The 11,850-nt window shown below is 72.2% G+C and carries 13 protein-coding genes; 7 read left to right on the top strand and 6 right to left on the bottom strand.

Annotation, left to right across the window (positions count from 1 at the left end):
- Window positions 1-20: 20 nt before the first annotated feature.
- Entirely contained in the window at window positions 21-686 is a 666-nt protein-coding gene (locus G4G93_RS30470; protein WP_165090530.1) for a methionine ABC transporter permease, read from the bottom strand.
- Window positions 676-1,854 carry a methionine ABC transporter ATP-binding protein gene (locus G4G93_RS30465; RefSeq protein WP_165090528.1) on the bottom strand — a complete coding sequence of 393 codons (1,179 nt, stop codon included), beginning with the start codon at window positions 1,852-1,854 and terminating at the stop codon, window positions 676-678. The genes G4G93_RS30470 and G4G93_RS30465 overlap by 11 nt, the downstream gene beginning before the upstream one ends.
- Before the next feature lie 304 nt (window positions 1,855-2,158).
- On the opposite strand from G4G93_RS30465, the gene G4G93_RS30460 reads away from it, so the two are divergent.
- On the top strand, window positions 2,159-2,998 hold the full coding sequence (locus G4G93_RS30460) for an aldo/keto reductase (protein WP_165090526.1): 840 nt from the start codon (window positions 2,159-2,161) through the stop codon (window positions 2,996-2,998).
- Between the two features lie 124 nt (window positions 2,999-3,122).
- Here G4G93_RS30460 and G4G93_RS30455 read toward each other — a convergent pair whose 3' ends face one another.
- The gene (locus tag G4G93_RS30455; RefSeq protein WP_165090524.1) at window positions 3,123-3,611 is read right to left on the bottom strand and encodes a MarR family winged helix-turn-helix transcriptional regulator; all 489 of its coding nucleotides are present in this window, start codon (window positions 3,609-3,611) and stop codon (window positions 3,123-3,125) included.
- A 171-nt stretch (window positions 3,612-3,782) separates the two neighbouring features.
- Between G4G93_RS30455 and G4G93_RS30450 the strand changes: the two genes are divergently transcribed.
- Window positions 3,783-4,208, top strand: a complete 426-nt coding sequence (locus G4G93_RS30450; RefSeq protein ID WP_165090522.1) for an organic hydroperoxide resistance protein — start codon at window positions 3,783-3,785, stop codon at window positions 4,206-4,208.
- Between the two features lie 98 nt (window positions 4,209-4,306).
- On the opposite strand, the gene rdgB is transcribed toward G4G93_RS30450, so the two are convergent.
- The 3 genes from rdgB to G4G93_RS30435 form a co-directional block, all read right to left on the bottom strand.
- Window positions 4,307-4,939: an RdgB/HAM1 family non-canonical purine NTP pyrophosphatase gene (gene rdgB / locus G4G93_RS30445; protein WP_165090520.1), complete on the bottom strand. Its 633-nt coding sequence runs from the start codon at window positions 4,937-4,939 to the stop codon at window positions 4,307-4,309.
- On the bottom strand, window positions 4,939-5,652 hold the full coding sequence (rph, locus tag G4G93_RS30440; protein ID WP_165090518.1) for a ribonuclease PH: 714 nt from the start codon (window positions 5,650-5,652) through the stop codon (window positions 4,939-4,941). The genes rdgB and rph overlap by 1 nt, the downstream gene beginning before the upstream one ends.
- 134 nt (window positions 5,653-5,786) lie before the next feature.
- Window positions 5,787-6,131, bottom strand: coding sequence for a hypothetical protein (locus tag G4G93_RS30435; protein ID WP_246737125.1), 345 nt, complete (start codon window positions 6,129-6,131; stop codon window positions 5,787-5,789).
- A 214-nt stretch (window positions 6,132-6,345) separates the two neighbouring features.
- On the opposite strand from G4G93_RS30435, the gene hrcA reads away from it, so the two are divergent.
- The 5 genes from hrcA to G4G93_RS30410 form a co-directional block, all read left to right on the top strand.
- Complete coding sequence (hrcA, locus tag G4G93_RS30430) at window positions 6,346-7,449, top strand: heat-inducible transcriptional repressor HrcA (RefSeq protein ID WP_165090516.1); 1,104 nt, start codon at window positions 6,346-6,348, stop codon at window positions 7,447-7,449.
- 163 nt (window positions 7,450-7,612) lie between these two features.
- The gene (locus tag G4G93_RS30425) at window positions 7,613-9,451 is read left to right on the top strand and encodes a DEAD/DEAH box helicase (protein WP_165090514.1); all 1,839 of its coding nucleotides are present in this window, start codon (window positions 7,613-7,615) and stop codon (window positions 9,449-9,451) included.
- A 306-nt stretch (window positions 9,452-9,757) separates the two neighbouring features.
- Window positions 9,758-10,558: a tellurite resistance TerB family protein gene (locus tag G4G93_RS30420; protein WP_165090512.1), complete on the top strand. Its 801-nt coding sequence runs from the start codon at window positions 9,758-9,760 to the stop codon at window positions 10,556-10,558.
- Window positions 10,559-10,632: 74 nt separating this feature from the next.
- Window positions 10,633-11,337: a septum site-determining protein MinC gene (minC, locus tag G4G93_RS30415; RefSeq protein WP_165090510.1), complete on the top strand. Its 705-nt coding sequence runs from the start codon at window positions 10,633-10,635 to the stop codon at window positions 11,335-11,337.
- Between the two features lie 116 nt (window positions 11,338-11,453).
- The coding region (locus G4G93_RS30410; RefSeq protein WP_165090507.1) for an AAA family ATPase at window positions 11,454-11,850 on the top strand (397 nt) is incomplete at its 3' end.

Below are 11,850 nucleotides of genomic sequence, written 5' to 3'. Positions count from 1 at the left end.
GGAGAGGAACGGGAAAGGGATCAGCCGTGGCGCAGGCGCTTGTTCATGCGCCGCGCCAGGCGGTCGCCGAGGGTCTGGACTAGCTGCACCAGGACGATGAGCACCACGACAACGGCGAGCATCATCTCGGGCATGAAGCGCTGGTAGCCGTAGCGGATGCCGAGATCGCCCAGGCCCCCGCCGCCGACGGCGCCGACCATCGCCGAGAAGCCGATCAGCGACACCACCGCCAGGGTGAGCCCGAGCACGATGCCGGGCAGGGCCTCGGGGATCAGCACCTTGAGGACGATCTGGAGCGGGCTCGCCCCGAAGGCCCGGGCCGCCTCGACGAGGCCGCCATCGACCTCCCGCACCGCGCCCTCGACGAGGCGGGCGATGAACGGGGTCGCCGCCACGGTCAGCGGCACGGTGGCGGCGGCGGTGCCGATCGAGGTGCCGGCGATCAGCCGGGTGAACGGGATGATCGCCACCACCAGGATGATGAACGGCGTCGAGCGGGTGGCGTTGACGATGAGGCCCAGCACCCGGTTGAGCCAGGGCGCCGCGAGCAATTCGCCCCGGCCGCTGGTGGCCAGGAAGACGCCGAGCGGCAGGCCGATCAGCGTGCCGAGGGAGGCGGCGATCGCCACCATCTGCAGCGTGTCGAGGGTGGCCTGGACGAGGAGGCGGACGAGCTCAGGCGACATCGGACACAACCCGGGGAACATCGGTGGGGGCGGCGCTGCGCTGCCAGCCGGCGAGGTCGAGGGTGCCGAGCAGCTCGACGTCGAGGCCACGGGCGACCAGGAAGTCGGTCGCCCGCCGCACGACCTCGGGGTCGGGCGGGATCCCGACCACCAGGGTGCCGAAGGGACGGCCGGCGATCTCGTCGACGGTGCCCGAGAGGATGCCGGCCGGGATGCCGGCGTCGCGGGTGAGCTGGGCGAGCACCGGGTCGGTGGCGTGCGGGCCGCGGAAGGTGATGCGCAGGACCGCCTGCTTGCCCTCCCCTGCCGCGACCGGGCCCGGGGTGAGGCGGGCGGCGAGGGCCGGCGGCAGGGCGCGGCCGGACTCCTCGTCGAGGAAGGTGCGGGTGATCGCGGCTTTCGGCCGGGTGAAGACCTCGAACACGTCGCCGCTCTCGGCGATGCGGCCGCCGTCGAGCACCGCGACCTCGTGGGCGATCGCACGGATCACCGCCATCTCGTGGGTGATGAGCAGGATCGTCAGGCCGAGCTCCCGGTTGATCCGGCCGAGCAGGTCGAGGATCGAGCGGGTCGTCTCGGGATCGAGGGCCGAGGTCGCCTCGTCGGAGAGCAGCACCTTCGGGTTGGTGGCGAGCGCCCGGGCGATGCCGACGCGCTGCTTCTGGCCGCCCGACAACTCGGCCGGGTAGCGGTCGGCCTGCGCCGACAGCCCGACGAGGTCGAGGAGCTCGGCGACCCGGGTGCGGATCGCGGCCTTGTCGTATCCCGCCACTTCGAGGGGCAGCGCGACGTTGCCGGCGGCGGTGCGGGCCGAGAGCAGGTTGAAGTGCTGGAAGATCATGCCGATGCCGCGGCGCTCGGCGCGCAGGGCGGATTCCGGCAGGCGCGAGATCTCGGCGCCGTCCACCACCACCCGGCCCCGGCTCGGCCGCTCCAGGCCGTTGACGAGACGGATCAGCGTCGACTTGCCGGCACCCGAGCGGCCGATCACCCCGAGCACCCGGCCGCGCGGCACGGAGAGGTCGATATCCTCCAGGGCGGTCACGGCCCCGGCACCCCGGCGCGCGGTGTAGGTCTTGGCCACGCCCTCGATGCGCACGAGGGCATCGGACGGTTCGAGCCGGTCGCTCAGGTCTGCCGGCCCCGGCACGCGGACGGGGGCCGTCACGGCGCGCAGGTCCGGGCGGGCGGGAAGACGGGCGCTGTCATCGCGGTCCTTCGGCGGGCAGGCGAAAGTCATAGGCCTTTCGGCCGGTTGCGGGCCGGCACAAAACCCGGATGCGGACTTTCTGTCAACCGGAATGTTCTTTTTGAAGAACACGTCTGGGGAGAAAGCCATTTTCCCGCCCCGGCCGCCGGTCTTAACCCTCCTGCCCCGCGACGATCCGCAAAAAACCGTGCATTCTCCGGGATCTGCCCTTGCCCTCGCGGTGCCCCACGGCCGAGGACGGCACAGATCGCAGGAGCGCGCGATGCGACGGCAACCCTTCGGACGGACCGGGCCCGCGGTGCCGGTGATCGGTCAGGGAACGTGGTACCTCGACGAGGGCGAGCCGACCGTGGCCGCCGCGGCGCTGAATCGCGGCCTCGATGTCGGGATGAGCCATGTCGACACCGCCGAGATGTACGGCGAGGCCGAACCGCTGATCGCCGAGGCGATCGGCGACCGGCGCGACGAGGTCTTTCTCGTCTCCAAGGTGCTGCCGGGGAACGCCTCGCGCCGCGGCACGATCGAGGCCTGCGAGCGCTCGCTGCGGCGCCTGCGTACCGACCGGCTCGATTGCTACCTGCTGCACTGGCGCGGGCCGCATCCGCTGGAGGAGACCTTCGCGGCCTTCGAGGATCTGGTGCGGGCGGGCAAGATCCTGTCCTGGGGGGTGAGCAACTTCGACGCCGACGACCTCGACGAGGCCCTCGGCGTGGCCGGCCCGGACCGCATCGCCTGCAACCAGGTCCTCTACCACCTGGAGGAGCGGGCGATCGAGCACGCGGTCCTGCCGTGGTGCCGGCGCCACGGCGTCGCCGTCGTCGCCTACAGCCCGTTCGGCCATGACAGCTTCCCGGGATCCGCGACGCCGGGCGGCCGGGTGCTGGCGCAGATCGCCGAAGCGCACGGCGCCACGCCGCGGCAGGTGGCGCTCGCGGCCCTGACCCGGATGCCGGGCGTGCTGGCGATCCCGAAGGCGTCGAGCCCGGCCCACGCGGCGGAGAATGCCGGCGGCGGAACCCTGGACCTCAGCGCGGACGAGTTCGCCCGCATCGACGCCGCCTTCCCGCGCGGGCCGGCGCCGCGGCACCTGCCGATGCTCTAGGCGCCCCGCCGGCGGCAGGATGCCGGCTCGCGGCGAGGGTTTTCAATCTCGCAGGGTCATCCCGGGCTCCGCTTTCGCGAGCCCGGTTCGACGCGGTGGATTTCGCGGGCGCCGTGGAACCCTCTCATGCCGCTCCGCGATCCGGCGCTGCGGTCGCGTGCAGGCTGTCCCGCAGGGCCAGGATCTCGTCGCGCAGGGCCATCAGCCGCTCCACGGGCCGGCCGGCGGCGCAGACGATCTCGTTGGGAAACGGCGTCGCCTTCTCGCGCAGGGCGGCTCCCGCCTCGGTCAGGCTGATGCGCATCAGCCGCTCGTCATGCGCGTCGCGGGCGCGCCGGACCAGCCCCGCCGCCTCCAGGCGCTTGAGCAGGGGCGTCAGGGTGCCGGAATCAAGATAGAGGCGCTGCCCCAAGCTCTTCATCGTCTGCCCGTCGTGTTCCCAGAGCAGCAGCAGCACCAGATATTGCGGATAGGTCAGGCCGAGCCGGTCGAGGAGGGGCTTGTAGATCCGGTTGAAGGCATGTGCCGCGGAATAGACCGCGAAGCAGATCTGACTGGAGAGCTGCAGGTCGGCGGTGGCGTTGGCCGGGGCGTCGCTGTCGGGCTCGGACATGTCCCACTTCCTCGCACTTCGCTCGCTGATCACACATCCGGCCCGGTCTCCACCCGCCGTTTCCCATTCATACGCTCGCGCTGGCGCAAAAACAAATTGCGCACAATCGAAAATCGATCTATGAGGGGTTCAGCGGCGGCGACACGCCGCCCCGACCTCGAGGAGAGACCTATGTCCGTCGACGTGAAGTACACCACCCAGGCCACGGCGAATGGCGGTCGCGACGGTCGCGCCCAGACTCAGGACGGCAGCCTCGACGTCAAGCTGTCGACCCCCAAGGAGCTCGGCGGCGCCGGCGGCGCCGGCAACAACCCCGAGCAGCTCTTCGCGGCCGGCTACGCCGCCTGCTTCCTCGGCGCGATGAAGTTCGTCGGCGGCCAGGAGAAGATCGCCGTCCCGGCCGACACCACCGTGACCGCCAAGGTCGGCATCGGCCCGCGCTCCGAGGGCGGCTTCGGCATCACCACCGACCTAACGATCTCGCTGCCGGGCCTCGACAAGGCGACCGCCGAGAAGCTGGTCGAGAAGGCCCACCAGGTGTGCCCGTACTCGAACGCCACCCGCGGCAACGTCGATGTCGGCCTGACCATCGCGTAAACGTCGAGGGTCGGGCGGCCTGCGCGCCGCCCGACCCTCTGACGGGCGCCCCTCCTCGCGGAGCGGGCGCTTTTTTTTCTGTGTCAGTCGGGTTCTTGTCAGTCGGGCCGGCGCAGGCAGGCGGCGGCGAGCGCCAGGAAGGCGCGGGCGCGGTGCGACAGGGCTTGGGCGCGCGCCCAGTCGATCCCGTGCTTCTCCTCCGAGGACAATTCGCCGAAGGTGAGCGGGCTCTCGTCCGGCTTGAACATCGGGTCGTAGCCGAAGCCCTTGTCGCCCCGGGGCGGCCAGACCAGCTCGCCGAAGACCCGGCCCTCGAACAGCTCCTCGTGCCCGTCCGGCCAGGTCAGGACCAGGGCGGAGACGAAGTGCGAGCGCCGGTTCGTCGCGCCGCGGCTCGCCAGCTCGCGCTCGATGCGCGCCATCGCGCCCGAAAAATCCTTCGAGCCGCCGGACCAGCGCGCCGAGAACAGCCCCGGCGCCCCGTCGAGGGCGTCGACGCAGAGGCCCGAATCGTCCGCGAAGGCCGGCAGGCCGGTGGCCGCCGTCGCCGCCCGCGCCTTGATGGCGGCGTTCTCCGAGAACATCGTGCCGGTCTCGTCCGGCTCGGGCAAGTTCAGCTCGCCGGCCGAGACCGCCTCGACGCCGAAGGGGGCCAGCAGCTCGCGCATCTCGCGCAGCTTGCCGGCATTGTGGGTGGCGATCACGACCCGCCCGGTGAGGAGGCAGGCCATCAGCCGATCGCCTGCTTCTGGAGCGCCACCAGATCGGCGACGCCCGCCTTGGCGAGGCGCAGGAGGCCCAGGAACTCCTCCTCGGAGAACGGCTTTCCTTCTGCGGTGCCCTGCACCTCGACGAGGCCGCCGCCGCCGGTGATGACGAAGTTCGCGTCGGTCTCGGCGCCGGAATCCTCGGCATAGTCGAGGTCGAGGACGGGCATGCCCTTCTGGATGCCGCAGGAGATCGCCGCGACGTGGTCGCGCATCGGGTCGACCGAGATGATCGAGCGGCCGCGCATCCAGGTGAAGCACTCGTGCAGCGCGACCCAGGCGCCGGTGATCGCCGCCGTGCGGGTGCCGCCGTCGGCCTGGAGCACGTCGCAATCGACCACGATCTGGCGCTCGCCCATCGCCGGCAGGTTGACGACGGCGCGCAGCGACCGGCCGATCAGGCGCTGGATCTCCTGGGTGCGGCCGGACGGCTTGCCGGCATTGACCTCGCGCCGGTTGCGGTCGTGGGTGGCGCGCGGCAGCATGCTGTACTCGGCGGTGACCCAGCCCTTGCCGGAGCCGCGCAGCCAGGACGGGCCGCGCTCCTCGAGCGAGGCGGTGCACAGCACCTTGGTCTCGCCAAAGCCGACGAGGCAGGAGCCTTCGGCGTAGCGCGACACGCCCCGCTCCAGCGTGACCTTGCGCAGCTCGTCGGGGGCGCGCTTCGAGGGGCGCATGGGCAACTCCTGTCCAGGGCGCCGCGCCTGACCGGCGCGACGCGGGATCCGCGGGGGCCGCGCGCTCTTAGGCGCTGGCGCCGGGGGCGGCAAGAGGAGCAGCCCGACGCCGGGAAGCCCGATCCGTTCAGGGCTCAGTAATAGCCGTAGCCCCGGTCGTGGTGCCGGTGATGATGGTGGCCCCCGTGACGGTGGTGGTGGTGACCCCAATGCCCGTGGTGGCGGCGGTGATGGCCCCAGCCCCCGCGATGGTGCCGGCCCCAGCCGCCGTGATGGTGATGGCGGTGGCCCCAGCCGTCGTGATGGCCGTACTGCACCTGAACGATGCCGGCCCCGGGCGCGGAGCCCGCGCCGGGCGCGAAGGGCGCCGCCTCGGCCGCGCCGGCCGTGAGAAGCCCGCCCGCCACCAGGGTCGCCGCCGCGAGGAGCCGCTTGCCGGCCGTCATGCCGGCCTTGCTCGGGTTCCGCGTCGTCAGCATGTGCGCCTCCGTTTCGTCTCGCCGCATCGAAGCGGCCATGGGGTCAGAGTGGCGCCGGGGGGCTGAACGCGGTCTGAGACCGCGGGTCGGCTTCCGTTCAGGCTCGGTCGGGCAGGGCGAGGACCGGATTTCCGCGCCTGCGCGGCTTTGCGACCGCTTGCGCCGGGCGCTGCGGCGTCTCACAGTGAGGGGTCGTATGGCTCCCGTAAGGTTGATGAACACGCGCGATCTCCCACCCCTGACCGGCGGCTCCGGGCAGGCCCGTGCCATTGCCGAACTCAACGAGCGCTCGCGGGAAATCTTTCGCCAGATCGTCGAGAGCTATCTCGCCACGGGGGAACCGGTGGGGTCGCGCAATCTCGCCCGCATCCTGCCGATGGCGCTCTCGCCGGCCTCGATCCGCAACGTGATGTCGGATCTGGAGCAGGCCGGGCTGATCTACGCCCCCCATACCAGCGCCGGTCGGCTCCCCACCGAGCACGGCCTGCGCTTCTTCGTCGACGCGCTGCTCGAACTGGGCGATGTGGGCCAGGAGGAGCAGGGCCGGATCGAGGCGCAGATGCGCGCCGCCGCCTCGCGCCACACCTTCGAGAGCGCGCTCACCGAGGCCTCGGTGCTGCTCTCGGGGATCTCGCGCGGGGCCGGCGTCGTCGTCACCGCCAAGCAGAATCCGCGCCTGCGCCACATCGAGTTCGTGCGCCTCGATCCCGGCCGCGCCCTGGTGGTGCTGGTCTCCGACGACGGCTCGGTCGAGAACCGCCTGCTCGACCTGCCCGCCGGCCTGCCGGCGGGCGCGCTCCAGGAGGCCTCGAACTTCCTCAACGCCCGCATCCGCGGCCGGACGCTGGGCGAGGTCCGCACCGAGATCGAGGCCGCTCGGGCGGCGATGAAGCAGGAGCTCGACGAGATCACCGGGCGTCTGGTCGATGCCGGCCTCGCCCGCTCCGTCGGCCCGAGCGAGGAGCGCCAGCTCATCGTGCGCGGCCAGGCCAACCTCCTCGACGACCTGCGCGCGGCGGAGGACCTGGAGCGCATCCGCCTGCTCTTCAGCGACCTGGAGAGCCAGAAGGACGTGATCGACCTCCTGTCCCGCGCCGAGGGCGGCGAAGGCGTGCGGATCTTCATCGGCTCGGAGAACAAGCTCTTCTCGCTCTCCGGCTCGTCGATGATCGCCGCGCCGTTCCGGGACGGCAGCCAGACCATCGTGGGCGTCGTCGGCGTCATCGGGCCGACGCGGCTCAACTACGCCCGCATCGTCCCGATGGTCGATTTCACCGCCCGGGTGGTGTCGCGGATGCTGGAGCGCGGGCGGGTCTGAGCCGCGCCACGGGTGCCGGGCGTTTCCTACGGGTGCCAAGCGCCTTCTACGGGCACCAAGCGTTTTCTGATGTGGGGAACGCGGAAAAGCTGCTTGTCCCCCGGATTCACAAGCAGGGCCCGCTCGGTCATGGTCCGGGGATGGTTCGCGATTCCCTCCCCGCGTGAGCGCCCCGTCCCGTCCCCTGCGCAGCCACCAGCGCAGCCTGTTCGAGCTCGTGGCGTCGCTCGCCCGCGGCGAGGCCTCCGGCATCGCCGACATCCTGGCGGCGGTGACGCCGGGAGGCGGCAAGTCGCTGCTGCCGGTCATCGCGGCCTCCCGGCTGATCGCCGCGGGCCTCGTCGACCGGGTGGTCTGGATCGTGCCGCGGGATTCCCTGCGGCTCCAGGCCGAGGAGGCCTTCGCCGATCCGGCCTGGCGCGCGGCTCTCGGCCATTCGCTCTCGGTGCGGGCCGCCGACAACGCGCCGGACCCGAGCCGGGGCTTGGCGGGCTACGTCACCACCTACCAGGCGGTGGCGGCGGCCCCCGCCCTGCACCTCGCCGAGATGCGGCGCCACCGCACGCTCCTCGTCGTCGACGAGGTCCACCACCTGCCGGCCCTCGCCGACGGCGACAAGGACAGCGAGGCCGCAGCCTGGAGCCAGGCGCTGCTGCCGCTGTTCCGCGAGGCGCGGCTGCGGCTCCTCCTCTCGGGCACCCTGGAGCGGGCCGACGGCCGGCGCATCCTGTGGCTGCCCTACCGCCAGGAGAACGGCGCGCCGGTGCCGGACATCGAGGCGCCGGGCTGGGCGGTGATCGGCTATTCCCGTGCCGAGGCGCTCGCCGAGAAGGCGGTGCTGCCGGTCAATTTCGGGGCGCTCGACGGCGAGGCGAGCTGGCTCGAGGGCGGGCGAACCAGCGGCCAGGCCCGGGTGGGACCGCACCGGCTCTCGGGGCCGGGCCCGAGCGCCACGACGCGGCCGGCGCTGTTCACGGCCTTGCGCACCGGCTTTGCCCGCGACCTCCTGCGGGAGGCCTTCTTCGCCACCCGCCGCCTGCGGGCGGAGCGCCGGCGCCAGCGCGGTCTCACCGCGACGGAGGCCGTGCGGGGCCTCGGCAAGCTCCTCGTCGTCGCCCCCGATCAGGCGAGCGCGCAGAGCTACCACGCGATGATCCAGGCCTGGATGCCGGAGGAGCAGGCGCGGCGCGACGTGCGCATCGCCACCTCGGCCGAGGCCGACGCCCACGCGGCCCTCGCCGCCTTCCGCCTCACCCCCGAGCCCGCCGTGCTGGTGACGGTGGCGATGGCCTATGAGGGGCTGGACGCCCCCGAGGTCGCGGTGGTGGCGGCGCTGACCCATATCCGCTCGCGCCCGTGGCTGGAGCAGATGATCGCCCGGGCGACCCGGGTCGATCCCCATGCCGGCGACTATGCGGACCAGCACGCCCTGGTCTTCCACCCCGACGACCCGCTCTTCGCGCGATTCCGCGCCCGGATCGAGACCGAGCAGGCCACCGCCACCCGCCCGCGCAAGCGACCGACGGGCGCCGCCTCGCCCGAGCCGCGGCCGCTGGCGCGGGAGACCGACGAGGGCATCGTGCCGCTGGAGAGCAACGCGCTGGGCCTGCGCTACGCCATGCTGCGCCCCGGCCCCTCCGTGGCGATGGCGCGCGAGGAGGCCCGGCAGGCGGCGGCCGAGCCCACCCCGGTCCCGCCCTCGCGGGTCGAGCGGGCCCTGCGCGCCCGGGTCGCCGCCATGGTGACCGCGCAGGCGGTGGAGGACGAGGCCGAGTTGCGCGCGGCTCCCGGCGCCCCCCTGCCCCACCGCTACAACGCCGTGCTCAAGCGCCTGTTCGGCAACAAGAGCCGGGCCGCGATGACGGTCGAGGAGCTGGAATCGGCCCTGGCCTGGCTGGAGCGCAACCGCCTGCAGGACCACCTGCACCTCCTCGACGGCGACGCCCGCTATGCCTGGAGCGTGCGGCGGCGCTGGGCGGGGATGGAGCGGCGACCGGGGTAAGCAAACCGCACGAACTCGCCCCAGTACCAGGAAGTCGCGGGATCCCCTCTCTCATGCGGGAGAGGGGTAGAGGTGAGGGTGGCGCGGCTTCAGGACCAAGCTCAGACGGCCGAGCGACCGGCACGACGGTCTGGGTTTACTCAGAAGCGCGCTACCCTCTCCCCCATCCCCTCTCCCACATGGGAGCGGAGAGCATACCGGACTGACTTTCAGAGCGGAGAGAGTTTTCGGCGCCGCTCTCGTTCCCTCCCCTTGCGGGAGCGCCGCGCCACACCATCTCGACGGCTCACACCGGAGGGAGCCCCGATGTTCGACGCCAAGCGCCTGCTCGACCAGTTCCTCGGCGGCTCGCCGAGAGGCGGCTCACCGGGCGGTTATCCGGGGGGCTTCTCGGGCAGCGGCCATCACGCGCCCTCCCCCCTCGAGCAGGTCGCCCGCTCCCTCGGCGGCGGGGGCGGCAAGGCGGCGATCCTCGGCGGCCTCGCCTCGCTGGTCCTCGGCGGACGGCGGCGCCATGGCGGCTTCGGGATGCCCGGCGGGATGCCCGGGATGGGGGCGGGCCGGGTCGGCGGCCTCGCCCTGATCGCCACCCTGGCCTACCAGGCCTACCAAAGCTGGCAGGCGAATCAGGGCAAGCCGGGTCGGAGCCAGCCCGCCGGACGGGCGGCGGGCTTCATCCCCTCCGCCGACGAGGCGAACCGGATGCTCGGGGGCACCCGCTTCGCGCCGACCTCCGCGGCCGACGAGCAGGACCGCGCCCGGGCGCTGCTGATCGCGATGATCACCGCCGCCAAGGCCGACGGCCATATCGACGCCGACGAGCAGGGCCGCATCTTCGGCGAGATGGATCGCCACGCGCTCGACTCCGACGACAAGGCCTTCCTGATGGATGTCCTGCGCGCGCCCGTCGACGTCGAGGCGGTGGCGCGGCTCGCCCGCAACCCGGAGCAGGCGACCGAGCTCTACGCCGCCTCCCTGATGGCGATCACCGTCGATACGCCGCAGGAGCGGGCCTATCTCGATCATCTCGCCCGCTCTTTGCGGCTCGATCCGGGCTTGGTGCGACACATCGAGGCCACGCTCGCCTCCGCGGCGTCGCAAAGGTGAAGACTTCGTTACCGATGTTAACCATTCGCTAACCATCAGGCGCGCCTGATGGGCTGGTAACGAGTCGTAAACCCGTGACCAGCCAGACCCAAACCCGCCCACCGATCCGCTTCCGTGGCCGCTCGTTCCTGGCGGTCGTGCTAGCTCCCGAGGCGCCGATCGAGGATTGGCTCGCCGACCTCGACGCCCTTGCCAAGCGCTCTCCGGCGTTCTTCGCCGGCCGCGCCGTGATCCTGGACGTGACCGCCCTGGCGCCGAGCCGGGAGGCGCTGAAGGACCTGGTGGCCGCCCTCAACGAGCGCGAGATCCCCATCATGGGGATCGAGGGTGCCGGGGGCGGCACGCTGGGACCCGGGATGCCGCCGCCGCTCAACGGCGGCCGGCCCTCCGGCGAGGTGGCGATGCCGGGCGAGGCCCCGGCCGCCGCCCCGGTCGAGCGGGTCACCGGCGCGAAGTCGCTGATGCTGGAGAGCCCGGTCCGTTCCGGCCAGGCGATCCTGTTCCCCGAGGGCGACGTGACCGTGATGGGCTCGGTCGCCTCCGGTGCCGAGATCATCGCCGGCGGCTCGATCCATATCTACGGGGCGTTGCGCGGCCGCGCCATCGCGGGAGCCGCCGGCTCGCCGGGTGCCCGCATCTTCTGCCGCAAGTTCGAGCCCGAGCTCCTCGCGATCGACGGCCTCTACCGCATCGCCGACGACATCGACCCGTCGTTGCGCGGCCGCGCCGTGCAGGTCTGGCTCGAGGGCGACGCGATGCGCACCGCGGCTCTCGACTGAGGTTAGCGCCCCGGGGGCCCTGCGGCAACGATCCGTGGACGGGGCGACGATCAAAGAAAACGCACGCAGCGGCCGCGCCGGCCGCGACTTCGCAATCGACCGATCAAGGGGGCCCAATGGCCAAAGTCATCGTGGTGACATCCGGCAAGGGAGGGGTGGGCAAGACCACCACGACGGCGGCTTTGGGGGCCGCCCTCGCCAAGACCGGCCAGAGCGTCTGCGTCGTCGACTTCGACGTGGGCCTGCGCAACCTCGACCTCATCATGGGCGCCGAGCGCCGCGTCGTCTACGACCTCATCAACGTCGTCCAGGGCGACGCCAAGCTCCCCCAGGCCCTCATCCGCGACAAGCGCCTCGACACCCTCTCGCTCCTCCCCGCCTCCCAGACCCGCGACAAGGACGCCCTCACCGACGACGGCGTCGCCCGCGTGATCGGCGAACTACGCGAGAAGTTCGACTGGGTGATCTGCGACAGCCCCGCCGGCATCGAGCGCGGCGCCACGCTCGCCATGC

Origin of the sequence: Methylobacterium sp. DB0501 (assembly GCF_011043735.1) — a bacterium.
GTDB lineage: Bacteria > Pseudomonadota > Alphaproteobacteria > Rhizobiales > Beijerinckiaceae > Methylobacterium > Methylobacterium alsaeris.
The sequence above is the reverse complement of the archived record's forward strand: the minus strand, read 5'-3'. Positions and strand labels throughout refer to the sequence as shown.

Bases quoted from the DNA above. Each gene is read 5' to 3' on its own strand.
- G4G93_RS30450 (WP_165090522.1), top strand. From the start codon at position 3,783: ATGTCCGTCGACGTGAAGTACACCACCCAGGCCACGGCGAATGGCGGT.
- G4G93_RS30460 (WP_165090526.1), top strand. From the start codon at position 2,159: ATGCGACGGCAACCCTTCGGACGGACCGGGCCCGCGGTGCCGGTGATC.
- G4G93_RS30455 (WP_165090524.1), bottom strand. From the start codon at position 3,611: ATGTCCGAGCCCGACAGCGACGCCCCGGCCAACGCCACCGCCGACCTG.
- hrcA (WP_165090516.1), top strand. From the start codon at position 6,346: ATGAACACGCGCGATCTCCCACCCCTGACCGGCGGCTCCGGGCAGGCC.
- rph (WP_165090518.1), bottom strand. From the start codon at position 5,652: ATGCGCCCCTCGAAGCGCGCCCCCGACGAGCTGCGCAAGGTCACGCTG.
- G4G93_RS30435 (WP_246737125.1), bottom strand. From the start codon at position 6,131: ATGCTGACGACGCGGAACCCGAGCAAGGCCGGCATGACGGCCGGCAAG.
- G4G93_RS30470 (WP_165090530.1), bottom strand. From the start codon at position 686: ATGTCGCCTGAGCTCGTCCGCCTCCTCGTCCAGGCCACCCTCGACACG.
- G4G93_RS30420 (WP_165090512.1), top strand. From the start codon at position 9,758: ATGTTCGACGCCAAGCGCCTGCTCGACCAGTTCCTCGGCGGCTCGCCG.
- rdgB (WP_165090520.1), bottom strand. From the start codon at position 4,939: ATGGCCTGCCTCCTCACCGGGCGGGTCGTGATCGCCACCCACAATGCC.